21 protein-coding genes are annotated in these 23,338 nt (G+C 38.9%); 15 read left to right on the forward strand and 6 right to left on the reverse strand.

Annotated features, from left to right (window positions below; genetic code table 11):
* Positions 1-35: 35 nt before the first annotated feature.
* Complete coding sequence (locus PX700_RS18945; protein ID WP_479521575.1) at positions 36-950, reverse strand: 2OG-Fe(II) oxygenase family protein; 915 nt, start codon at positions 948-950, stop codon at positions 36-38.
* Between the two features lie 225 nt (positions 951-1,175).
* Positions 1,176-1,775, reverse strand: a complete 600-nt coding sequence (gene msrA / locus PX700_RS18950; RefSeq protein WP_479521576.1) for a peptide-methionine (S)-S-oxide reductase MsrA — start codon at positions 1,773-1,775, stop codon at positions 1,176-1,178.
* Positions 1,776-2,062: 287 nt separating this feature from the next.
* Between msrA and PX700_RS18955 the strand changes: the two genes are divergently transcribed.
* Entirely contained in the window at positions 2,063-2,257 is a 195-nt protein-coding gene (locus tag PX700_RS18955) for a CPXCG motif-containing cysteine-rich protein (RefSeq protein ID WP_024593951.1), read from the forward strand.
* A 58-nt stretch (positions 2,258-2,315) separates the two neighbouring features.
* Here the strand turns inward: PX700_RS18955 and PX700_RS18960 are convergent, their stop codons facing one another.
* Positions 2,316-2,516 (reverse strand): hypothetical protein, encoded by a 201-nt coding sequence (locus PX700_RS18960; protein ID WP_002962626.1) that lies wholly within the window; start codon positions 2,514-2,516, stop codon positions 2,316-2,318.
* A 106-nt stretch (positions 2,517-2,622) separates the two neighbouring features.
* Between PX700_RS18960 and PX700_RS18965 the strand changes: the two genes are divergently transcribed.
* From PX700_RS18965 to PX700_RS18975, 3 genes are all read left to right on the forward strand, one after another.
* Positions 2,623-3,105: a GNAT family N-acetyltransferase gene (locus tag PX700_RS18965; protein ID WP_479521577.1), complete on the forward strand. Its 483-nt coding sequence runs from the start codon at positions 2,623-2,625 to the stop codon at positions 3,103-3,105.
* 115 nt (positions 3,106-3,220) lie between these two features.
* On the forward strand, positions 3,221-3,832 hold the full coding sequence (locus PX700_RS18970; protein ID WP_197239505.1) for a MarC family protein: 612 nt from the start codon (positions 3,221-3,223) through the stop codon (positions 3,830-3,832).
* Between the two features lie 35 nt (positions 3,833-3,867).
* A complete protein-coding gene (locus tag PX700_RS18975; protein ID WP_479521578.1) occupies positions 3,868-4,749 on the forward strand; it encodes an alpha/beta hydrolase in 882 nt (293 codons plus the stop codon).
* Positions 4,750-5,185: 436 nt separating this feature from the next.
* On the opposite strand, the gene PX700_RS18980 is transcribed toward PX700_RS18975, so the two are convergent.
* The gene (locus PX700_RS18980; protein WP_415636099.1) at positions 5,186-6,394 is read right to left on the reverse strand and encodes a porin; all 1,209 of its coding nucleotides are present in this window, start codon (positions 6,392-6,394) and stop codon (positions 5,186-5,188) included.
* Positions 6,395-7,034: 640 nt separating this feature from the next.
* Here PX700_RS18980 and PX700_RS18985 point away from each other — a divergent pair.
* The 5 genes from PX700_RS18985 (at position 7,035) to PX700_RS19005 (ending at position 14,555) form a co-directional block, all read left to right on the forward strand.
* Positions 7,035-8,624, forward strand: a complete 1,590-nt coding sequence (locus PX700_RS18985) for an ABC-F family ATPase (RefSeq protein ID WP_479521603.1) — start codon at positions 7,035-7,037, stop codon at positions 8,622-8,624.
* Between the two features lie 360 nt (positions 8,625-8,984).
* Positions 8,985-9,467, forward strand: a complete 483-nt coding sequence (gene purE / locus PX700_RS18990; protein WP_002962540.1) for a 5-(carboxyamino)imidazole ribonucleotide mutase — start codon at positions 8,985-8,987, stop codon at positions 9,465-9,467.
* 2 nt (positions 9,468-9,469) lie between these two features.
* Positions 9,470-10,618: a 5-(carboxyamino)imidazole ribonucleotide synthase gene (locus tag PX700_RS18995; RefSeq protein ID WP_479521579.1), complete on the forward strand. Its 1,149-nt coding sequence runs from the start codon at positions 9,470-9,472 to the stop codon at positions 10,616-10,618.
* Positions 10,619-10,742: 124 nt separating this feature from the next.
* Positions 10,743-11,918, forward strand: a complete 1,176-nt coding sequence (locus PX700_RS19000; RefSeq protein WP_479521580.1) for an endonuclease/exonuclease/phosphatase family protein — start codon at positions 10,743-10,745, stop codon at positions 11,916-11,918.
* Between the two features lie 132 nt (positions 11,919-12,050).
* A complete protein-coding gene (locus PX700_RS19005) occupies positions 12,051-14,555 on the forward strand; it encodes a S9 family peptidase (RefSeq protein WP_479521581.1) in 2,505 nt (834 codons plus the stop codon).
* Between the two features lie 88 nt (positions 14,556-14,643).
* Here PX700_RS19005 and rrtA read toward each other — a convergent pair whose 3' ends face one another.
* Complete coding sequence (gene rrtA, locus PX700_RS19010) at positions 14,644-15,228, reverse strand: rhombosortase (protein ID WP_197209229.1); 585 nt, start codon at positions 15,226-15,228, stop codon at positions 14,644-14,646.
* Positions 15,229-15,325: 97 nt separating this feature from the next.
* On the opposite strand from rrtA, the gene ggt reads away from it, so the two are divergent.
* The 3 genes from ggt to PX700_RS19025 all read left to right on the forward strand — a co-directional run bounded on the left by ggt (position 15,326) and on the right by PX700_RS19025 (position 19,776).
* Positions 15,326-17,101: a gamma-glutamyltransferase gene (gene ggt / locus PX700_RS19015; protein ID WP_479521582.1), complete on the forward strand. Its 1,776-nt coding sequence runs from the start codon at positions 15,326-15,328 to the stop codon at positions 17,099-17,101.
* A 142-nt stretch (positions 17,102-17,243) separates the two neighbouring features.
* Positions 17,244-18,938, forward strand: coding sequence for an NAD-dependent malic enzyme (locus tag PX700_RS19020; protein ID WP_479521583.1), 1,695 nt, complete (start codon positions 17,244-17,246; stop codon positions 18,936-18,938).
* A gap of 112 nt (positions 18,939-19,050) precedes the next feature.
* The gene (locus tag PX700_RS19025) at positions 19,051-19,776 is read left to right on the forward strand and encodes an SIMPL domain-containing protein (RefSeq protein ID WP_479521584.1); all 726 of its coding nucleotides are present in this window, start codon (positions 19,051-19,053) and stop codon (positions 19,774-19,776) included.
* 180 nt (positions 19,777-19,956) lie between these two features.
* On the opposite strand, the gene PX700_RS19030 is transcribed toward PX700_RS19025, so the two are convergent.
* On the reverse strand, positions 19,957-21,303 hold the full coding sequence (locus PX700_RS19030; RefSeq protein WP_479521585.1) for a DUF2254 domain-containing protein: 1,347 nt from the start codon (positions 21,301-21,303) through the stop codon (positions 19,957-19,959).
* Between the two features lie 152 nt (positions 21,304-21,455).
* Here PX700_RS19030 and PX700_RS19035 point away from each other — a divergent pair, with 152 nt between their 5' ends.
* From PX700_RS19035 to PX700_RS19045, 3 genes are read left to right on the forward strand one after another with little or no spacing between them, the layout of a single operon-like run.
* Positions 21,456-21,827, forward strand: coding sequence for an MAPEG family protein (locus PX700_RS19035; RefSeq protein WP_002962524.1), 372 nt, complete (start codon positions 21,456-21,458; stop codon positions 21,825-21,827).
* A gap of 14 nt (positions 21,828-21,841) precedes the next feature.
* Positions 21,842-22,474, forward strand: a complete 633-nt coding sequence (locus PX700_RS19040) for a sulfotransferase (RefSeq protein WP_479521586.1) — start codon at positions 21,842-21,844, stop codon at positions 22,472-22,474.
* A 47-nt stretch (positions 22,475-22,521) separates the two neighbouring features.
* Positions 22,522-23,094 (forward strand): MiaE family protein, encoded by a 573-nt coding sequence (locus tag PX700_RS19045; RefSeq protein WP_007586685.1) that lies wholly within the window; start codon positions 22,522-22,524, stop codon positions 23,092-23,094.
* The last annotated feature ends 244 nt before the right edge of the window (positions 23,095-23,338 follow it).

The raw sequence follows: 23,338 nt of genomic DNA on the forward strand, positions 1-23,338 counted from the left end.
TAAATTAGGCAGCCATTTGTATTTAAAGCGCTTACTTAAAATGGTGCATAGCCATCAGGTATTGTAACAGGTGTACTCCAACGCTCTTTAGCTTCTATTTCAGATCGTTGTGCACCTTGAGCTGGTAAACGACCGCGATCGCCAAACAGCCATAGTACAAAGTTGGTTCTATCGCCACTGGTAATAGGTTTTGCCGCGTGAGGTACATTGCCTCGGTGTATCATTGCGGTGCCTGGTTTAAAGCCAAGCTGTATAACCTTTCCATTGACTTGGTCGTAAAAATCAAGCTCAGAACCTGTAAACTCCTCACCCGGTAAATTTAAATTAATATTTAACGTTACCGCCGATGCATCGGTATGTGGGCGAATAGACGCATCTGTACTTGGATCGTAGTAAATAGAAAACCCAAATGTTTGCGTATCGTAGCCAATTATTTCAGGAAACAATAAGCGCGAAATAGGGCGCATATAAGTGTTTAGCATTTCGTTATAAAATGCTTGAAAACTTGGCGCTGCTAAATAGCCCTCTGATCGTTTGTCGAGCATGGCACCACGGCGGTTTAATACAATACCGTACGGTGGGCGCATAGGAATGTTAGAGTTCCATACTTGTTCAAGGTAGCCACGTAAAACGGCTAGGCGCTCAGGGTCAAAAAATTGAAACTGAAACACATCAGGAGCCACTTCTTCTAAAAGCGCTTTTACTAAATGCTCTTTAGATGGGTCTTGCCATGCTTGTTGTACGGCTTCGCGTAAATCTTTATCGAGTAATGAATCGTCTAGCGTGAATGTAGAAGGGTCAATTTCGCTTGCTTCCCATTCTTTCCACGCGTCTGTAATTAGGTCGTCGTTGTTGTACCAAAACTGTTGTACCGAGTGGTCACGGTTTAACATGGCTGTTCTCGATGGTAAATCTAGAGCACGTGCTAGTTGTAATTGATTGGTAGACATATTGTGTAACTCCAGTTGTTGAATTGGTTTGTATCAATCTAGGAGTGCAATTTATTGCATTTGATTTAGTAGATAAACAGCCAGCTTTAGGAAACAGAATATACTATTTATTGATAATGAAGGTTTGTATACTTTTTGAAGCAGAGAAAGCTAGCTTTGTAGATATGTAAAAGGCTGCACAATATGCAGCCTTTTGTTGGTGTAATTTAAGTTGCTTAATAAATACTAGTGGGTTGCTCTGTCGCCCCAAATATCTTCTAGGCGGCTATCGCGACCACAACGCCAACGATAAGTGTTGTATCGGATTGGGTTGTTTTTGTAATAATCTTGGTGAAAGCTTTCCCTCCCTTTAATAGGGTAAAAGGTACTTGCGTTTAGTATAGGTGTAACCACGGTTTGATTAGGAAACTCGGCTACTACAGCTGCTTTTGTTTTTTCAGCTAATTTACGTTGTTCGTCGTTTTCTACAAAAATAGCGCTTAAGTAACTCGGGCCTTTATCGCAAAATTGACCTCTGGCATCAAAGGGATCAATATTAACCCAATAATGATCTAGTATGCCCTGGTAATTAACTATCTCAGGATCGTAAGTGATTTCTACCGCCTCGTAATGGCCTTTATGGTTACCATTGTATGTTGGGTTTTTAATTTTGCCGCCAGTAAAGCCCGATATTACATCGGTTACACCTTCTAGCTTTTCAAAATCGCTTTCCATACACCAAAAGCAACCTCCGGCTAACACCGCTTTTTCGGTTTTAGCTGCATGAGTAAACGTGCTAAACAGTATTGCGGCAGATGTTAATGCTAATGCGAGTGATTTTTTCATAAAATTATCCACCTGAAGTGTGAGTTTAAATACTTATAAATTAGACCCGCCAAGTGCTAATACTATTTCATTGTAGAGGTATAGTTTTAGCCGGTTAACTATTTATGGTGCAAAGTAATATCATTTAAAAAGTTTTATAAGCATAAAACCGGGAGTGAGATCACTTTTCAAGCAAGTAGGATGGTTTAATTAATTCAGTAAAATAAACGCTATTTGATACGCGGTTGTATTATGCGAGCTTGTTTATTAAAGTGACAACATTCGAGATATAAATTAGCAGGTGATAAATGAACCAGTTAACCGAAAAATCAATAAGCTGCCCTTATTGTGGAGAAAGTATAGAAGTATTACTTGATGCAGCAGATATTGATGAGCAATACATAGAAGACTGCCAAGTATGCTGTAAGCCTATTTCGTTTGTAGTATTTGAAGATGAGGACGAGTTAAACGTTAATGTTTACAGTGAAGACGAAGCATTTTAACTAGTTAATTAGATATTAGGCTGCAAAATTGCAGCCTTTTTATTGTGTATGTGTTTGGTTAGCTATTTTGCTCACGCGCTAGTTGGTTTGGCAAAAGCTCTTCTACTATTTCGCGTGCTGGAAGTGTATAGCGTGTGCCGTCAAACATTACTGAGGTAAACTCGTTAATATTAGTAATGCCTGTTAAGGTCCAGCCTTCGCCGCGTTTTGGGCAATATACTGTGGTAGTGGGTTGTATTACTTTAAAATCGTCACTCATTACGTTATCTACTCTTTTTGCTTTAAAGATAATGCTTGTTAATGGGGTATGGTAAGTTAATAATGCTTGCCCATAAAGAGCTAATTTAACTAACTACTTAAATAAAATGTTTAATACCACACAGCTTGACCGCGTTACTCTTCGTTTAATTACCCACAAACACGCTGCGTGTTTATTTGATATTTTAAACCATCCTCAGGTTAGTAAATTTAACGACTACGAAACACCGCTTAGCAAAACACAAATCAAACAATTAATTCAAGATGATATAAGTGCCTATTACGAAGGCGAAGTGGTTAGAGTTGCAATTGAACATAATATAACAGGGAAGTTAATGGGTACCTGTGGGCTCTATAAATTAACACCTTGTAAAAGTAGTGCGTTTATAGGATTTGAGCTGCATCCCGATTTTTGGGATAAGGGAGTGATGTTTGAAGTAGTGACCGGTTTTATTGAAGCGCTACTTGAGCATATTCCACTTAAACATTTATCGGCTGAGGTGAGTGCACATAATGCACGTTCTCATAATTTACTTATAAAGTTAGGGTTTAGTTTGCACGAGCATTCTATTTGGCATAAAAAACTGTAAACGAACACATGTAAATAAATTATAAAATTTAATCACTTTGTCTTATAGTTAAGCGTAAGCAAATGAATTTGTTACCCGTGTTTAATTAAACATTAACGCTTAACAAGGATTTTATATGCTAGAAAAACTATCTCAAGATGCGCTTGTTATTTGGGCTACCATTGACCCAATAGGCACTATGGCTCTGTTTGCTGCGCTTACTACTCACTTAACTGATCAACAACGTCGTAAAACAGCCTTTAAAACCGTGCTATATGCGGGTGGCGTTCTATTGGGTTCTATTTTAATAGGGCAGCTAATACTTAATGCGATGGGGATTAGGCTGGTTTCGTTTCAGTTAGGAGGCGGAATTATATTGTTTTTGTTTGGCCTGCAAATGATATTTGGAAACGATTCTAACAAAGCTAAACAAGACCCCGATCACGATATTGCTGTGTTCCCGCTAGCTATACCAGCCACAGCTACTCCAGGCGCTATTTTGGCAGTGATACTACTTACCGACAACCATATTCACCCAATTACCACACAAATAGGCACCGCGCTTGTTACTATTGGAGTACTGGGTATTACCTTAATACTGTTGCTGCTTTCGGGCAAAATAATTAAGTTGATTGGAACGGGCGGCGCGTCTATTTTAACGCGTGTGATGGGGATGATTTTAGCTGCGTTTTCGGTTGAGCTTATTATGACTGCGCTTGAAATAAAACAATGGGTTAAGCTCGATTAAGTAATTATTAAAGTAAATATTTAAAGGGATGCCAAATGGCTATAAAAATAACAAAACTCTATCTTACAAATTTAGCTTTAGCGCTAGTTATACTTATTTTGGGAATATTGGCGATAAATTATTACAATCATTATGTATCGGCCTATACGGATATAACTATTAACTCTAAAGTACTTAACGAATCACGTAAGGTGTTTATTAGATTACCGACTGATTACAATCCTAAAAAAGCATACCCGTTAATTATTAAAACCGATGGTAATTTTAATTTAGATACATGGGATAAAGCACTTACAAAACAAGCTAAGAGCGAAAAAGGGGAGAAGGCTATATTGGTGTCTATCCCTAATTTATTTTTTAAAGATACTCGTAATCGCGATTTAGTGCCCCCTTATGCCCGCCAAGATGTAAATACACAAGCGCGTTTAGAGCACGAAACACTACCCGAGCAAAACGGTGAAGCTGATAAGTTTTTAGCATTTATTGAAACTGAGTTACTTCCATATTTATCGGCAAAATATAAGTTGACTAATAACCGTGTATTAAGTGGTTTTTCGGCAGGTGGTAGCTTTGTACTTTATACATTGCATACAAAGCCTGAGTTATTTAATGGTTATTTTGCGTTTAGCCCAGCAGCTTGGTATGACGACATGACTGTGGTTAATAACGTAGATGCGTTTTTAACGGCTCAAGCAAATAAAGTGAAGTCACCTACTTATTTGTATCTTTCGGTGGGTGGAGCAGAGCATCCGTTAATGTTAACAGCATTTAATAATTTAGAGACTGCTTTAACAGCAAACCCTAATAATAACCTTGTCTGGCAAAGTGCTATAAACGAAGGTGCTGAGCATTCAGACAATCCACCACTTAGTGTAGCTAAGGCATTAGCTGGTTATAGTGCGTTTATTAAAAAGTAGGTTAGGTAGGCTTAAGTAACAGCTGTATGCATATACAGTAGCCAACTATTGGGTTAGAATGCTGTCAGTACTTATGAGCATATACACATCTATTTGTTACTGCTTTTAATTAGCCTTACGCCTTTGTAATCAGCAATAAGCAGTGTAAGTACTTTGCAATTTCAATATAGTTTCACCATCTTTTTACACTCTTAATACAATTAATATAAATTGGCTGGTGGCTTTACAGCAAAAGAACACATCATACTAAATATTGGTTTAATGCTAAACTAAGCAATAGAGTTAAATTGTTAATAAAGTAATCAAAGGAATAGTGCAAAATACAGGTCGGTGGGATTCAAAAGTATGGCAGAATAAAAAAGCCCAGCTAAAAAGTTAAAAGGGCTAAAAGGGTTGTGCTAAGAGAAAGTTGTATTCGTTTTAGTTAAACGAGTATTTAAAACTTATATCTAAAACCAAATGCTATACCGTCATCTTCAGACTGCTCCATTTGTGCTTGTTGATCGTCGTTATCGCTTTCAAAGTCGCTAAAGTCTTTACGTGCTTCTACGTAGGCAATAGTGTCTTCGTCAATTAAATAATGAAGGCCAATAACAGCAAACTGGCGTTTAAATACATCGTTAGGATCGGCGTTAAAGTTTGGTTGTATTACGTAATCATCACCGGCATCAAACACGTTGTAGGCAATAAAAGGGCGAAAGTCGTTATCAAAGCGGTAAGATGCAAATGTTTCTATGCCAATTGCGTCATCAATTAAGCGACCAATGTTATCGGTGTCGTGGTTTTTGTTTTTATTTACGTTAGCAGCAACGTAAAGGCCGCGCTTTTCAATGCTGCCCCACATAATGCCTGCACCATAAATTAAATCTTCAACGTTTCGTGTAGAGCCATCGCCAAACGTTAAATCAAACTCACCACGGTTAACCCCTGCAGTAAGCGTTAGCATATCTGTTGGTGTATAAGTAACAGAAGCACCAAATGTGTAATTAAATTCAACTTCTTGGGCTGCGCTATCGCCTGAGTTCCAAAGTGTTTCGCATTCTTCTTCTGAAATATCGCTTACGTCACAGGTATAAAATTCGCTGTTTTTAAGCTGCGCTTGTACTGCAAAACTAAAATCGTTATAACTATTGCGGTACTGCACTAGCTTATCGCCACGGCCAGTGCCATTTACAGCGCCATCGTCTTTATTATAAGTGTAAACGCCTGCGGCATTGCCATCCCATACAAAGCTATTATTTGTGCCGTAAACTACGTCGTACCATACACCCCATTGCTTACCAATGGTAAGTTGACCGTACTTTTCGTGCGAAAGGCCAGCGTAACCTAAGCGGTTATACAAAAACTCATCCTGAATTGACTCAAAACGATTGTTATAAATAATATCGCTACTACCTACCGGATTTACACCCCATTCGACAAGTGCAAGGGCGGTCCAGTCTTTCTTAAGCTTTCGGGTAAAGGCAAAGTTGATGCGTGAAGTACCATTAACAACTTCGGTTTCGTTTTGTGTATTAATTACACGCACATCAAGATAACCACCTACTTTTAGAGTGTTTTTATCATCCTTGTATAGCTCTACCGCCGAAACAGCGGGTGCTAGTACAATACTTGCGCTAATCAGTGTTGCTAATTTTTTGCTCATCTTGTGTGTTGCCCTGTGTAAATTGGTCAGTGTTTTTACGTAGGTAAAAATTCAGATTTGAAGACTAACAAAGCGATAAACGGCTCAAAAGTGAAAAATATTCAATAAAATTGAGTGTAAAACTTAATAGGTATTCACGAGAGGTTAATTTTGTTTTTTAGGTGTTGCTAGAGTTTAAGTTTTTTACGATTTAATAAGTAAATAGGATGAGGAATTTGTGATTTGTTAAAAATCCAATTTGAATTAATTTCATCTTGGTTAAAAAATAATAGCTAGTGTAAAAGCTCTAAAATTGCTTTATTTTCATTAATATAGCTTGTTATTACTTTAGGTTGTACAAAAATGAGTTAAGTAAACACACATACACGTTAAAAAGTGTTTTTACTCTAATTTATATACCAAATTATAAACACTCATATCGGTTTATTATGAATGTATTTATGAATTTTAATTTATCTAAGTTGAATAACAATTTGCAAAAAAACAAAATTTAATTTGTTATTTTAATTACGAGTAGCTCAGCGATAATAATTGCCTTAAACGACGTGGTTTGCCATTAAACTTTCATAGAAAAACAGGCCATTTTGGTTTAAACTGCGCGCAATTTAATTACATCCTTACTCCCTTGGAGGGTAGCGCTATTATTAGTACAGCTAATGTCACCATGCAATTTGGTGCTAAACCATTATTTGAAAATATCTCAGCAAAATTTGGCGATGGAAACCGTTATGGTTTAATTGGCGCAAATGGTTGTGGTAAATCAACATTTATGAAAATTTTAAGTGGTGAGCTTGAAGCGTCTTCAGGTAATGTAAGTACTGATCCTAATGAACGCGTTGCTAAACTAAACCAAGACCAGTTTGCCTACGAAGAATACTCAGTAATTGATACTGTAATTATGGGCCATAAAGAACTGTGGAAAATTAAACAAGAACGCGATCGTATTTACTCTTTACCAGAAATGAGTGAAGACGACGGTATGAAAGTAGCCGATCTTGAAACTGAATTTGCTGAAATGGATGGTTACTCTGCTGAATCTAAAGCAGGCGAGCTATTATTAGGCGTAGGTATTGGTACTGAGCAACACTTTGGCCCAATGTCAGAAATTGCACCTGGTTTTAAACTACGCGTGCTACTTGCACAGGTGTTGTTTTCAGACCCAGATATAATGCTACTTGATGAGCCTACCAATAACTTGGATATTTACACCATCAAGTGGTTAGAAGACGTGTTAAACCAACGCGACTGTACCATGATAATCATCTCGCATGACCGTCACTTTTTAAACTCTGTGTGTACTCACATGGCCGATATTGACTACGGTGAGCTACGTATTTACTCAGGTAACTACGACGAATACATGTTTGCAGCAACGCAAGCACGTGAGCAGTTACTTAGCGAAAACGCAAAGAAGAAAAATCAAATTGCTGAACTTCAACAGTTTGTATCACGTTTTTCTGCTAACGCATCTAAAGCTAAACAAGCTACATCGCGCGCTAAACGTATTGACAAAATTCAGTTAGACGAAGTTAAAGCCTCATCACGTCAAACACCGTTTATTCGTTTCGACCAAGAAAAGCAGTTATTCAGAAACGCGCTTGAAATGAATAATCTAACGCAAGGGTTTGACGACAATACGTTGTTTTCTGGCCTTGAAGGTTTAGTAGAAGTTGGCGAGCGAATTGCTATTATTGGTGAAAATGGTGTTGGTAAAACAACATTACTTAATACATTAGCAGGGCGCTTAGCACCTAAAGCCGGTGAGTTTAAGTTCTCTGAAAACGCGAACATTGGTTACTACGCGCAAGACCACGCTGATGAATTTGCTACCGACATGAACTTGTTTCAGTGGATGGAGCAATGGCAACAAGAAGGCGATGACGAGCAAGTGGTTCGAAGCTTTTTAGGCCGTATGTTGTTTTCGCAAAACGATATTAAAAAGTCAGTTAAAGTAATTTCTGGTGGTGAGCAAGGCCGAATGTTGTTTGGTAAAATTATGATGCATAAACCAAATATACTGCTAATGGATGAGCCAACTAACCACATGGATATGGAATCTATTGAAGCGCTTAACCTAGCACTTGAAGCCTACGAAGGTACATTAATGTTTGTATCGCACGATCGTCAATTTGTATCATCGGTAGCTACCCGAATTTGGGAAGTTAAAGACGGTAAAGTAATCGACTTTAGAGGCAACTACGCAGAGTACCTAGCGAGTAAAGAAGCTTAATTAGCTATTTAACCTGAACTCTGGATAATAAACCTATCTCGAGCCGCTATTTTCAGCGCTAACTGCGTTGAATTTACTTGCAATAGGCTAGCTATTGACGCGTAAATTCGCCTTGTTTTCACTGAAAATCTCTGGCTAGAGAAGATAAATTTAAATATCACCATGATTCAACACGTTAGTAAATCTCTTAACCAGAGTTCAGGTTATCTACCCGTTAATTCTAAAAAGCCATGTTTAAACATGGCTTTTTTGTTTTTGTGGCTTTGTATTAGTCGCAATTAATATGGCTTTGGGTATAATACCCGCCTAAAACCGGACATAAGTCCGCTATTTTGAAAAATACATTACTGAGGAGTATTTATGACTGTTGGCATTATTATGGGTTCTAAATCAGATTGGCCAACCATGGAACATGCAGCACTTATGCTAGAGCATTTTGGCATTAAGTACGAAACTAAAGTAGTGTCTGCACACCGCACTCCTCAATTACTTGCTGATTACGCAAGTTCAGCCGCAGAACGTGGTATTAAAGTGATTATTGCAGGCGCTGGCGGCGCTGCGCATTTACCAGGTATGGCTGCTGCTTTTACGTCGCTTCCTGTACTGGGCGTACCTGTAAAATCAAAAGCATTAAATGGTGTTGATTCACTTTTATCTATTTGCCAAATGCCTAAAGGTGTTGCTGTTGGTACGCTTGCCATTGGTGAGCCGGGCGCTGCAAACGCAGGTTTACTAGCTGCACAAATTTTAGGGTGTCAAAATCCAGAAATTTTTGCAAAAATTGAAGCGTTTCGAAAAGCGCAAACCGACACTATATTAGCTAATCCAAACCCTGCAGAGTAATAATGAATATTTTAATATTAGGTGCAGGGCAACTTGCACGTATGATGAGCCTTGCAGGCGCGCCACTTAATTTAAACGTAGTGGCGTACGATGTAGGCAGCAAGCAAATTATGCACCCGCTAACTGGCGAGGTTTATACCACATCGCTTGAGCAAGCAATATTAAACGCAGATGCAATTACTGCTGAGTTTGAGCACATTCCTGATGACGTACTAACACTTTGCTGCAACAGCAATAAGTTTTACCCAGGAAAAGCCGCGATTAAAACCGGTGGCGATCGCTCGCTTGAAAAGGCATTGCTTGATAAAACAAATGTAACTTGTGCGCCGTACCAATTAATTACTGAAAAAGCGCACCTTGAACAGGCTGTTAAAACCTTAGGTAAGCCACTTGTTATTAAAACATGCCAAGCGGGTTACGATGGAAAAGGTCAATGGCGATTAAAGTCAGATGATCAAATAGACGAAATTTGGTCACAAATGGCTGATTTTATTGCATCGGGCACAGAGCTTGCGCCACATACAATTATTGCTGAAAAAATGATCCCGTTTGATCGTGAAGTCTCTATTATTGGTGCGCGCGATAAACACGGTAATGTTGCTATTTATCCGCTAACAGAAAACGAGCACACAAATGGTGTGTTAACGCTCTCTATTGCTGGTAAAAACAATCGCAGCGTTGAAGCGCAAGCAAACGATGCATTTACTAAAATAGCAAACGAACTTAACTATGTTGGCGTACTCGCTATTGAGTTTTTTGATGTACAAGGCACGTTACTCGTAAACGAAATTGCACCGCGTGTACATAACTCAGGCCATTGGACGCAGCAAGGTTGTCACTGTTCGCAGTTTGAAAACCACATGCGTGCTGTTGCAGGTTTACCGCTCGGTAATACAGAGCTTAAACACATTACCGCGATGATAAACGTACTAGGGCAACCTAGTATTCCAGCTGACGTACTAAAATACGCAGATGTGACTAGCCATTGGTACGGTAAAACTGCAAAACTAGGTCGTAAAATGGGTCATATAAACGTATCGGCCACTAGCATGAACGACCTAGCAGATAAATTAGGCGAGCTTACTGAATATTTACCTGAGCAAGACTACCCAGGTATTTTAAAAGCGGCAGCTAATTTAATCCTTCATTAAACGGCTAAATACTCGTTTTATTAAATGCCGAGCTTGCTCGGCTTTTTTATGTTTAAAAAAGGCGCGTGGTTACCCAGTTTGTGAAATAATGATTGAGTCTAAAATTTTACAGTGAAATTATTTAATGAAACTTAAAGCAATTTATAGCGCACTACTTGTTGCCGCTTCTTTTAGTACTTTTTTTAGTAACAGTGCATTTGCATCAGACTCTCTTCGTGTTGCTACATTTAATGTAAGTATGGATGCAACTAATCACACGCCTAAAGGTGAGCAAATTAAAAGTGATGCTTTAGTTAACGCACTTAAAGCAAACCACCAGCAAATTAAAAACATAGCCGAAATTATTCAACGTGTTCGCCCTGATATTATTTTACTTAACGAATTTGATTACATCCCAAAAGAGCAGGGTGTTGAATACTTTAATCAACATTATTTAAATGTAGGTCAGCAAAAACAAGCGGCTATTAACTACCCTTACACTTATATAGCCCCTGTAAATACAGGCCTAGCCACTGAGTTTGATTTAGATAACGATGGCAAGAAAAATGGCGTGATGGGTGATGCACAAGGTTTTGGCTTTTTTGAAGGCCACTACGGTATGGCTATTTTGTCAAAATACCCAATCGATTTTGATAAAGTAAGAACTCTTCAAACCTTTAAATATAAAGACATGCCAAATGCACTAATGCCAGTGATGCCTAAAACAGGCGAAAACTGGTATAGCAAACAAGAATGGCAAGCACTAAGGCTCAGCTCTAAATCGTTTTGGGATTTACCTATTAACGTAAATGATAAAACCATTCATGTTATTGCATCTCACCCAACACCGCCTGTATTTGATGGTGAAGAGGACAGGAACGGCAAGCGTAACCACGATGAAGTAAGGCTAATTGCTGATTACGTTTCAAACGCCAAGTATATTTACGATGATAAAGGCGAAAAGGGCGGTTTAAAAACTTACTCTCGTTTTGTTATTTTGGGCGATTTAAATGCCGCACCAGAGGGCGATAAAGCCCGTACAAATACCACCGACCAACTGCTTAAAAACCCACTTATTAACGCTCAATTTGTTCCAAAAAGTGAAGGCGCTAAAGAGCAATACGATGTACCTTATGCACAAAATTACAGTGCTAATTGGCAAGCGCGTGTTGATTACGTACTACCGTCAAACTATGGCTTAAAAATTAAAGACGGTGGGGTGTTTTGGCCAACTAAAACCAGCGATGAATACCGTTTAATTAAGGACAGAAACGCTTCAAGCGATCATCGACTGGTGTGGCTTGATTTAATAGTTGAATAACGTCCATTAATAAAGGGGGCGTTAGTAAACTGAGCTTTACCCTGTTTAATGGCTATTTATCTTAAAAAATTGCAATAACTTGAGTGCTTCTGCTTAAATACGGCTTAATTATAATAACCGTATAGAAGCACTATGATTTTTAATTTTTCTTCATCTAAAACGTTAGTGGCCTTAGCTGTTGCCTCAAGTGTCATGCTTGCAGGTTGTAGCGCAACAGCTAACACCTCTTCAACACAGCAAAGTGTATTACCAGCAACTAAGGTTGCTGCGGTTGTAAACACACCAGCAGATATCGGCTCACAAAAAATAACGCTAGAACAAGCAATGGCCGATCCAGATTGGATGGGGAATCAGCCAGAGAGAGCTTACTGGGCTAGTGATTCGGCTACTATTATTTATGCTCAAAAAGAGCAAGGTAATACACTACGCGATTTATTTAGCCAATCTGTTACTAGCCAAACAGCAGAGCAAGTAGCACTTAATAAGCTTCATACTGTGGGTTCAAATAAAGCTGTTTATTCAAAAAATAAAACAATGGCGGCCTACACGTTTAAAGGCAATGTATTTGTTAAAAACCTAAAAACGGGTGAACTTAAACAAATTACAGCGACATCAGCAAACGAGTCTAAACCACAATTTTTAAACAATGGCGATTTAGTTTATCGCCAAGGCAATGTGTTTTTTAGAGTTGATTTAAAAACAGGTTTAACGACTGAGCTTGCTAACTTAAAACTTGCCGATGAGCCTAAAGGCATTGAAGAGCCAAGCACGTATATTGCTAAAGAGCAGCATAAACTGATTAAATTTGTGGCGCTTCAGCAAAAAAACAAAAAAGATAAGCAAGCGCGCAGTGAGCAAATTAATGAACAAAACGATTCAATTGCTAACACGGCTTATTACTTAGGTGACGGTAATAAAGTATCTGAGGCACAACTTTCACCAAATGGTGATGCGCTGTTAGTTGTTGTACAAAAGCAAACAGATTGGCGTGGTGAGGGTGATATTATGCCTAACTACATTACAAATGACGCCACCATTGAGCCTAAAAAAGCACGCCGCCGTGTAGCCGATGCTAAAGAAGAAACCTCAAAGCTTGTGTACATCAATTTAACTAATAAAGAGCAAACATCACTTAGCTTTAATACCTTGCCGGGTTTTGATGAAGATGTTTTAGCCGCAGTTAAAAAAGAAAATTATGCACGTGATGGTAAAACCTATAAGTCTAAAAAGGCACCTCGTGGCATAAACCTTATTATGGACTGGGGTTTTGAGCAAAGCCCAATAGTATGGAACGATGACGGGACACAAGTTGCTATCATGCTTGAAGCCTGGGACAACAAAGATCGTTGGCTTGCTACCGTTGATTTTGAAAGCAACAAACTCGTTTCGCAGCACCGCCTACATGACAATGCATGGATTGCTTATGCATTTAACGACTTTGGTTGGTTGCATAACTCAAACACGCTTTATTATCTATCGGAAGAGTCGGGGTATAGCCAGCTTTATAAAAAACCAGTAAACGGTAGTGCAACTGCGCTAACACAAGGTCAATTTGAGGTTTCTAACTTAACGCTTACCAGCGACGACAGCGCTATTTATTATAAAGCGAATGTTGAGCACCCAGGTCTTTACGAAATTTACCGTGTTAACCCGCAAACAGGTAAGAGTGAGCAAGTTACTGACTTAAATGGCATGACTGACTACACGTTAAGCCCTGATGAAACCAAGTTACTCCTTAAGCACTCTACAATTACCATGCCTAATGAGCTTTACGTAGCTGATGCTAAAGCAAATACAAAAGCCACGCGCTTAACTCATACAGTGTCGGATGAGTTTTTAGCTAAAAAGCTAACTGCACCTAAAATTGTAGCCGTGCCATCGAGCCATACTGATCAACCAATATACGCAAAAGTGTACTACCCAGCTGATTACGTTGAGGGTGAAGTAGGCAAAAACCGTAAAGCGGTTATTTTTAACCACGGCGCAGGCTACTTACAAAATTCACACATGGGTTTTTCGGTTTATTTTCGTGAATTTATGTTTCATTCATTGCTCGCTGATGAAGGCTATATAGTAATGGACATGGATTACCGTGCGTCTAAAGGTTACGGACGTGACTGGCGTACTGCGATTTATCGTCAAATGGGCACGCCTGAAACACAAGATTTAGCCGATGGTGTTAAATGGATGGCGCAAAATGCCAACGTTGATACTAAAGCAGTCGGTACTTATGGCGGCTCATACGGTGGCTTTATGACCTTTATGGCCTTATTTACCGCGCCAGAGTTATTTCAATCGGGTGCTGCACTTCGCCCTGTTACCGATTGGGCACATTACAACACGGGTTACACGGCTAATATATTAAACCATCCTGATGTTGACCCGATTGCGTATGAGCGTAGCTCGCCAATTTACTATGCTGAGGGTTTAAATAAGCGTTTATTAATTAACTCTCCCATGGTTGACGATAACGTGTTTTTTCAAGATTCAGTACGTTTAGTACAGCGCTTAATAGAGCTTGAAAAGCAAAATTTTGAAACAGCGATATTCCCAGTTGAACCACATGGCTTTGTACAACCTTCAAGCTGGTTAGACGAATACCGCCGTATTCATAAGTTATTTAAAGAAACGCTTTAATTCTTAAAATAAAGTATAAAAACAAAAACGCCGCGTTAGTTTAATAAACTAACGCGGCGTTTTTATTGGAGGAGCAATAGCTTATGCGCTATTTTTGCTTTTTTAAGAGCTCTATAGCCAGTGGTATGGCAAGTAGAGTTCCACCTATAACTCCAATTAAATGTGCATCAATGGCCACTGTGGAGTTAATAAGTTTTCCTATATCGGCATTTGGGCCGCTAAATTGCTCAAACGCTATTTTAATCCATACGCCTATAAATAATAAATAACCCGATTTAAGCCCTACAGTTATATCTTTAACTGCCCCCCAAATAATTACGCCATGAAGTAAAGCACTTAACCCAGTGTAAATATGTATGCTTGGGCAAAACCAATACACACCGAGTCCACACCATAATGCCAGCAAGCATATATTAAACGCATAACGAGTAGGGGATGTATATTCACCATGCAAAAGCCATATTAATAAAACACCACTGGCATTTAATCCCAAATGAGCCCAATTAGCATGAACAAATTGGCTGGTGAAAATTCGCCACAGCTCACCTTCATCAATTAAGCTTCGGTTAAATTCAAGTAAATTATTTAAATCAAATGCAGCAAAAATGGTACTAAAAAGCAGCAAAATTATAGGCGGTAATATATAACGAGGTTGAATAGGTAAATTAAGCATTTTATTGTAATTTTTTAGTCAAAATTTTTGCATATTGTGCCCGTTTAACTTTAAGATGCCAAATACAACTACGTAATTAAGTGTTTTTAGTATTTTTATGCATTTTAAACTTAACTCATTATTTGCCATTGGACTGTGCGCAGTAACGCTGCCTTCTATTGCACAACCAACTCAAATCGAAACTCGCGAACCTGAAGCTGCTACTGGATTAATCCATAAACAAGTGGTGCAAGGGAATAAGTACATGGTTGCTGCAGCAAACCCATATGCTTCAAAAGCAGGTCAACAAATTTTAGCCCAAGGCGGCAGTGCCGTAGATGCTGCTATTGCTACTCAGCTTGTACTTACTTTAGTTGAGCCGCAGTCGTCAGGTATTGGCGGTGGTACATTTATGATGTACTACAACAAAGCAACCAATAAGCTTACTAGCTTTGATGGCCGTGAAACAGCTCCTGCAAATGCAGACGAAACGCTGTTTTTAGATAAGCACGGTAAAGCCGTTAAATGGATTGAAGCAGTAGTAGGTGGGCGCTCTGTTGGTGTACCTGGTATTTTACATGCCTTTGCAAGCGCGCATAAGCAATACGGTACCTTGCCGTGGGAAGAACTTTTTAAACCAGCTATTGAACTTGCAGAGCAAGGCTTTGTAATTTCGCCGCGTTTACATGGTTTATTAGCACGCCAGTTAAACCCAGGCGTGTTGAGTATGCCTATTATTAACGAATATTTTTACCCAAATGGTAAATTAATTGAAGCAGGTAGTGTTAAAAAGAATCAGCCACTTGCTGACTTATACAAAGACATTGCAAAGCAAGGCATTGATGCGTTTTACAAAGGCGAAAACGCTAAGCAAATGGTTAACGCAGTACAGCACTCTAACATTGCTCCAGGTAAGTTGAGCGTACAAGACTTAGCGGAATACAAAAGCAAAGAGCGCGACGCTGTGTGTATACAATACCGAGCGTACAACGTATGTTCAATGGCACCACCTAGTAGTGGTGGTGTAGCGGTGCTACAAATGCTTGGTCTACTTGAGCATAAAGACATGAGTGCACTTAAGCCAAATGGCGAAAAAGCGATTCATTACTTTAGCCAAGCGTCGCGTATTGCATTTGCCGACCGCGATATGTACATGGGAGACCCTGATTTCACCCAAGTACCAACACAAGAGCTTTTAAATAAAGATTACATTGCCTCACGCGCAAAATTAATTACCGAAACAGACCAAAAAGCTGTAGCCGGTAATCCAGTAGGGTACTTAAGTTATGCAATGGATGACTCATACGAGTTACCTTCTACTTCGCACGTATCTATTGTGGACAGCAAAGGCAATGCTGTGTCGATGACCAGTTCAATTGAAATGGCGTTTGGCTCTACAGTTATGGTTAATGGCTTTATTTTAAATAACCAACTAACTGACTTTTCGTTATCGCCACGTAAAAACGGCAAACTTGTAGCAAACCGTGTAGAGGCCGGTAAACGCCCGCGTAGCTCTATGTCACCAGTAATGGTATTTAATAAAGATGGCAGCTTACGTTTAATTGTAGGCTCACCTGGCGGTAGCCGTATCATCGATTACGTTGCACAGGTTGTAGTGGGGGTTATTGACTGGAATTTATCAGCGCAAGACGCCATTAACTTACCGCGTACAACAAATCGTAACGATTACACCAGCCTTGAAAAAGGCACCGCCATTGAAGCCATTGCACCCGCGCTTACCAAACGTGGCCATAATGTACGTATTATTGACTTAAACTCGGGTTTACACGCAGTTGAAGTTAAAAATAATACCCTATATGGCGGAGCCGATCCGCGCCGTGAAGGTGTTGCGTTATCTGATTTAACTGATAATAACGCCACTATCAAATTTTAAATTATGTATAATATGCTTGCGGGCAGTGAAGCCCGCATGTGTTTTCTCTCAATGGTCTGACAAGCTTAATTGTCGTTGCAATTAAACCTTTAATACTGATAATGACAGATCATAACTTAAGACTCCGTTAAAGCCTGGAAATATGACAACTAATACTGATCCTAACTACTTATATATTCATCATTCTGGCCCTGGCCTAATTGAAACACCGCTATTAAATAAGGGCAGTGCCTTTAGTAAAAAAGAACGCGAAAATTTCAATCTTGCTGGTTTACTTCCTCCTCGCTTTGAAACAATAGAAGAGCAAGTTGAGCGTTGTTATCAGCAGTACTCTAGCTTTACCGACAATCTTAATAAGCATATTTACTTACGTGCGATTCAAGATAATAACGAAACACTTTACTACCGTTTAGTGCGTGACCATCTTGAAGAAATGATGCCAATCATTTACACGCCTACAGTAGGTGATGCCTGTGAAAAATTCTCAGACATTTACCGCAGCGCACGTGGTTTATTTATTTCGTATGAAGATCGCTACCAAATTGACGACATTTTACGAAACGCTACCAAAGGCAAAGTAAAAGTTATTGTTGTAACCGATGGCGAGCGTATTTTAGGCCTAGGCGATCAGGGTATTGGTGGCATGGGTATCCCAATTGGTAAACTGTCACTTTACACTGCATGTGGTGGCATTAGCCCAGCATACACATTACCTGTAATGCTTGATGTGGGTACTAATAACGAAAAGCTTCTAAACGATCCTATGTACATGGGCGCACGCCATAAGCGTATTGCTCAAGACGAATATGATGAGTTTTTAGATTTATTCATTAAAGCGGTTAAACGCCGCTGGCCAAATGTGTTACTTCAGTTTGAAGATTTTGCACAGCCAAATGCAATGCCTTTACTTAAGCGCTACCGCAATGAAATTTGTAGCTTTAACGATGACATTCAAGGTACTGCAGCTGTAACAGTAGGCTCTTTACTTGCTGCGTGTCGTATTAAAAATTCAACACTGAGTCAACAAAAAGTAGTTTTTGTGGGTGCGGGCTCTGCCGGTTGTGGTATTGCAGAGCAAATCATTAGCCAAATGGTGTTTGAAGGTATTACAGAAGCACAAGCACGTAGCCAAGTATTTATGGTTGACCGTTTTGGTTTGCTTAGTGAAGGTATGGAAGGCTTACGCGATTTCCAACAAGCACTTGCACAACCACAAGGCTCTTTAAGTGAGTGGACATACAGCGGTGAATACGCATCACTTCTTGATGTTATGCACTGTGCACAACCAGACATTTTAATTGGTGTTTCAGGCCAACCTGGTTTATTTAGCGAACAAGTAATTCGCGCTATGCACGCCGGTTGTGAACAGCCAATTATTTTCCCATTAAGTAATCCATCTAAGCAAGTAGAAGCACATCCTGCTGATGTTATTAAATGGACTGACGGTAAAGCACTTGTTGCTACAGGTAGCCCGTTTGATCCGGTTGAATACAACGGTGAAACGTTCCCAATTCCACAATGTAACAACAGTTATATTTTCCCAGGTATTGGTTTAGGGGTTATTGCCGCTAAAGCGACACGCATTACAGATGCTATGTTAAGTGTGTCTAGCGAAATGCTTGCAGAATCATCGCCGCGTGCCAACACAGGTAAAGGTAGTTTATTACCAGCACTAACTGAAATTGAAACGCTAAGTAAGCGTATTGCATTTGCCATTGCTAAAAAAGCAATCGAAGAGGGCGTTGCTCTTGAGATTACTGATGATGCGTTATGGGCAGCAATCGATAAAAATTACTGGTTACCTAAATACCGCAACTATAAACGTTGTAGTGTTTAATACGTTAAGTTAAAACAAAAAACAGGCAATTGCCTGTTTTTTTGTGCTTGTTCATTTATTGTTAACCACGTAGGCTCTTTAATAGAGTTAATTAAATACAATGGATAACGCTATGAAATCACTCACACTCTTTTTAGGCAGTGCATTAGCTTTAACAGCTTTTAGCTTTAATACGTTTGCGGCCTCAACACCAGACGCACCTCATATTTATGTCAAAGGTGAAGCTACCTTAACGACAATGCCTGACTATGTTCAACTAAGTGTTGGTATTACTGAAATTGATAAAGACTTAATTGCAGCTAAAAATAAAACCGACTTAACCATCGCTAAAGCAATTAAGCTCGTAAAAGAAATTGGTGTTAAAGAAGGAGATATAAACGCAGGGCAAATTTCAATAAACCGTGATAGCCAATACAACCGCACTACCGGTAATCAAGAATTTAAAGGCTTTAAGGTTTCTCGTACATTAACTGTAAAGCTTAGCGATATAAATAAATACCCTGAGTTACTACAAAGCTTAGTTAACAACGGTATTAACGAAATTAATCAAACGCAATTTTTAGCAAGTAACTACAACGAGCTGCATAAAAAAGCACAAAAATTAGCAATTAAAGACGCACGTGACGCAGCAAAAGAGTTTAGTGAAGATTACGGTGTTGATTTAAAAGGTTTATACAGCGCGTCACTAAGTCCACTCAATGTGCAGTCGCAGCCTTATATGCGTGCAGAAAAAGTAATGATGGCTGATAGTGCACCAAGTAACTATGTACCTGATGCTTACCATGCTGGAGAGATTAAAGTTACTGCCTCAAGCTATGCTGTGTACTACATAGATTAAAATATAGGTTCTTCCTAGGGACGATTAACTCTTTGTTGCCTACAGGATGTAGGTAAGGGGCGTGAGCAGGACGCGGAAGCTTTGCTCGGTTTTTACTTAGCCCACTAGGTTACAAACCTCGCGCCGCGATTTAATCGCCCCTAGATTGAACAAATTTCAATCCAAATAATTCAACACGCCCTAGTGGTGCTCAAAACGTGCCACCAACTTCTCACCTTGCTCCTGGCTAATACGCGCTATTGAATTGAGCATATTAGTCACTTCGCGTCTGTCGTATTCATTAGTTACATGTTCATTTATGTCATCAACAATCGCATTTAAATAATTAAATAAACTGTTGCGTGCATCGGTATCTTTATGGGCAATAAACAAAATATTTTTAAATGCCTCAAGCACATTTGTCATTACGTATGCATCGCCTTTGGCGTAATTACGCAGTGGTGTAAAGTTGTCGTGTAGCAACTCATCAAAGCTTGTTTCGTGCAGGTATAGTAATGGTCCTTTATCACTGTGCTTAAACGAGTAATTAATATCGTTAATTGAAAGTCGTTGAATAAGTAAAATGCTCAGCATATCAATTGATTTAACCGCAGTACCAGGATCGTTGATGCCTGGGCTCATTGCTTTAACTGCAATTTCTGATATTTGCGTTAATCCATAACGATAATGATCGCTAATGTACTCTTCTATATAAAAAATAAAGCAGTCGAGAATTTTGTTTATCAGCTCTTCATCGTTTGATATGTCTTTATTACATTTTAAAAACGGATAGCCTTTAACCGTAAAATAGCCTTGGTTAACAGAGATATACACCTTTATATCTTCATCGGCTAAAATTGCACACAGCTTATCGGTATGTACGCCTTTATAATACCCCTCTGTTTTACTGCTAACAGAATGCCACTTGGTAAAATCAGGAAAATCTTCAACGGGGTTATCTTGCTGCCTTTGTATTATTGTTTTAATTTCGTTTTTAGTTTGACTAAACAAGCCATTTAATACGTTATCAACCTGAATAGCACGTGAGATTGAATGTATAAAAAACACAAACAAACCTAATGAAATTAAGCCAAAAACAAGTGCGAACAGCACACCAATAGAAGGAATAGCCGTACTGCCACCTTCAAGCTTATTAATATTTATAAGCATAATTATTGAGTAAATTATACTACCTAAATAAAAGCCCAAAACCATTTGGTGTGATTTACGCGTAATAAGTCCAGGCACTACGCGAGGCGATAAACTAGCACTAGCGGAATTTAACACTACCATAACCATCGAAAAACTAAACACGGTAAGCGAAATAATACTGCCTGCTAAGGTGCTTAAAATAGTACGGGCATTTTCGGCGCTATCAACGAGTACAACTGATATAAACGATTTTAGCTGCTCAACAGGGGCTAAATATTCAACTGACATAGTAATAATGGCGAATACCAAAAAGCCCACCGAAAGCACTGAAGGGTAAAAGCCAATACTGTTAATCATTCCACGGTAACTATCGGCTACTTTGCGAGGTACAAACATAAAATCCTTTGTATTTTTCTACTTACTTAATACCTCTAGCTTAGCATAGGCATTTATTAAACTTCTGATAATGCTGCTCAAATTTATGTGTTATTATCACGCCCACAATAATAGAGCGCATATTTATGCGATAAAAATAACAGGAAAACGCCGTGATCATTTCAACTTATGCTGCATTACTTGCATTCTTTTACATTTATTTGAGCTTTAACGTAATAAAAGTGCGCCGCGCGGAACAAATATCACTTGGTGATAACGGTAATGCAACGCTACAACGTGCTGTGCGTGCCCACGCAAATTTTATGGAATACGTGCCATTTGCTTTAATTTTGCTTTTTTTAGCAGAGTACCAAGGGCTTGCAAGCCATTACTGCCATATATTAGGTGGTGCGTTATTAGTAGGGCGTGTGTTTCAAAACTTAGGCATAGTAGAAAAAAGTCTGAAATATCGCCAAATTGGTACTATTACTACATTTTTAGTCATGATTATCAGCGCCTTTGTATTGCTAGTAACACGCGGCTAATTAAAGAAAAGTTAATGAGCAAAATATTTATTATAGGTTTACCGCGTACCGGCACAACGAGTGTGTGCCATGCATTTTTAGAACTTGGTATTACAACAGCGCATACCGCGTATACTAATGCTTGCTTTGAAAATGCCAACGCGATTGCCGATACTCCCATATTTAATGACTTTAAAGCGCTTGATATCCATTACCCAAATTCTAAATTTATTTACCTAGAACGCGAATTGAGTGCATGGCTACCTTCAATAAAGCAGCTTTTAACGCGTATGCACACTAATTTAACCCGCGGCGACGGGGGTTTTAATATTCATATAAAGCGCTGTTATTTAAATACGTTTAGTGAGTTTTCGCTTAATAATATTAACGATGATAGTTACTTAGCAGATTGTTATAAAACACACTTTAATGATGCTCAAACGTACTTTAACAACCGTAACAACGATTTTTTATCTATTGATATAGCAAAGCCTGATAGTTACAAAAAGCTATGCGATTTTTTAGCATTAAAAAGTGACAAAACTGATTTTGAAAAAATGAATATGGGCGGTAAAGTCACCGCATGGAACGATATTAAACACCCGTTAAAAGTTGAATCTACGGCTAAAGGGCGCATAGATAAATTACTGCCTTACAAGATTTTTTAAATCAAATACGTTAAAATCCCCGCATTATTATTTAAGTTGTACAGAACATGTTTGAATTAAAATACCACACCCCATTTGAATGGACCGAAGTTGTCCTTGCTGACTTTAATACTTTTTTACAAGATCATGCTGCTGCTGAAAAAAAAGCATCGGGTATGGCTATGTCTATGCTTTCGCATTACCCAGACAAACGTAAATTAGTAAAAGCCATGACCGACTTAGCACTAGAAGAACTAATACATTTTAAACAAGTACTTAAGTTACTTTTAGAACGCGATGTAAACCTAGGTGACGACAAAAAAGATCCATACATAAAACAAATTCGTGCACTATTTAGACACGGACGTGATGGCTTTTTAATGGACCGATTACTGGTTGGCGGTGTAATTGAAGCACGCGGCCATGAACGCTTTTCTCTAGTTGCCCAAGCATTACCTGAAGGCAAAGAAAAAGACTTTTATGTTGCTATTGCTAAGTCAGAAGAAAAACATAAAAATCTATTTGTAGAACTCGCATACGAATACTTTGAAAAAGAAGAAGTTGATGTTCGCCTAGAAGAGCTATTAATAGCTGAAGCGAAAATCTGTGAAAGCATTCCTTTTACTGCGGCATTGCATTAATTAATACTAGTGCCTGTAGGCCTTTTAGGGTTAACCTCGAAAGATAAGCAGGCCCTAGCGCAGAGCGTATTTACACGCTCTGCGCATAGTCATTTTAAGCTCACTCCTTTATTAACCCCTGTGTGGATCATTGATTTGCAATTTGCGAATCAAAATAACAAAAACCACATTTAGAAACCTCAATCCACTGATAATAAACATAAAAACCCTTGGTCTCATACTTGCTACCTATACATTAAGCAAA

The sequence above is a fragment of the Pseudoalteromonas sp. TP27 genome (assembly GCF_056470645.1).

What these genes read in the sequence shown, in the direction of transcription:
- PX700_RS18945 (WP_479521575.1), bottom strand. Translation starts at nt 950, where the DNA reads ATGTCTACCAATCAATTACAACTAGCACGTGCTCTAGATTTACCATCG.
- msrA (WP_479521576.1), bottom strand. Translation starts at nt 1,775, where the DNA reads ATGAAAAAATCACTCGCATTAGCATTAACATCTGCCGCAATACTGTTT.
- PX700_RS18955 (WP_024593951.1), top strand. Translation starts at nt 2,063, where the DNA reads ATGAACCAGTTAACCGAAAAATCAATAAGCTGCCCTTATTGTGGAGAA.
- PX700_RS18960 (WP_002962626.1), bottom strand. Translation starts at nt 2,516, where the DNA reads ATGAGTGACGATTTTAAAGTAATACAACCCACTACCACAGTATATTGC.
- PX700_RS18965 (WP_479521577.1), top strand. Translation starts at nt 2,623, where the DNA reads ATGTTTAATACCACACAGCTTGACCGCGTTACTCTTCGTTTAATTACC.
- PX700_RS18970 (WP_197239505.1), top strand. Translation starts at nt 3,221, where the DNA reads ATGCTAGAAAAACTATCTCAAGATGCGCTTGTTATTTGGGCTACCATT.
- PX700_RS18975 (WP_479521578.1), top strand. Translation starts at nt 3,868, where the DNA reads ATGGCTATAAAAATAACAAAACTCTATCTTACAAATTTAGCTTTAGCG.
- PX700_RS18980 (WP_415636099.1), bottom strand. Translation starts at nt 6,394, where the DNA reads ATGAGCAAAAAATTAGCAACACTGATTAGCGCAAGTATTGTACTAGCA.
- purE (WP_002962540.1), top strand. Translation starts at nt 8,985, where the DNA reads ATGACTGTTGGCATTATTATGGGTTCTAAATCAGATTGGCCAACCATG.
- PX700_RS18995 (WP_479521579.1), top strand. Translation starts at nt 9,470, where the DNA reads ATGAATATTTTAATATTAGGTGCAGGGCAACTTGCACGTATGATGAGC.
- PX700_RS19000 (WP_479521580.1), top strand. Translation starts at nt 10,743, where the DNA reads ATGAAACTTAAAGCAATTTATAGCGCACTACTTGTTGCCGCTTCTTTT.
- PX700_RS19005 (WP_479521581.1), top strand. Translation starts at nt 12,051, where the DNA reads ATGATTTTTAATTTTTCTTCATCTAAAACGTTAGTGGCCTTAGCTGTT.
- rrtA (WP_197209229.1), bottom strand. Translation starts at nt 15,228, where the DNA reads ATGCTTAATTTACCTATTCAACCTCGTTATATATTACCGCCTATAATT.
- ggt (WP_479521582.1), top strand. Translation starts at nt 15,326, where the DNA reads ATGCATTTTAAACTTAACTCATTATTTGCCATTGGACTGTGCGCAGTA.
- PX700_RS19020 (WP_479521583.1), top strand. Translation starts at nt 17,244, where the DNA reads ATGACAACTAATACTGATCCTAACTACTTATATATTCATCATTCTGGC.
- PX700_RS19025 (WP_479521584.1), top strand. Translation starts at nt 19,051, where the DNA reads ATGAAATCACTCACACTCTTTTTAGGCAGTGCATTAGCTTTAACAGCT.
- PX700_RS19030 (WP_479521585.1), bottom strand. Translation starts at nt 21,303, where the DNA reads ATGTTTGTACCTCGCAAAGTAGCCGATAGTTACCGTGGAATGATTAAC.
- PX700_RS19040 (WP_479521586.1), top strand. Translation starts at nt 21,842, where the DNA reads ATGAGCAAAATATTTATTATAGGTTTACCGCGTACCGGCACAACGAGT.
- PX700_RS19045 (WP_007586685.1), top strand. Translation starts at nt 22,522, where the DNA reads ATGTTTGAATTAAAATACCACACCCCATTTGAATGGACCGAAGTTGTC.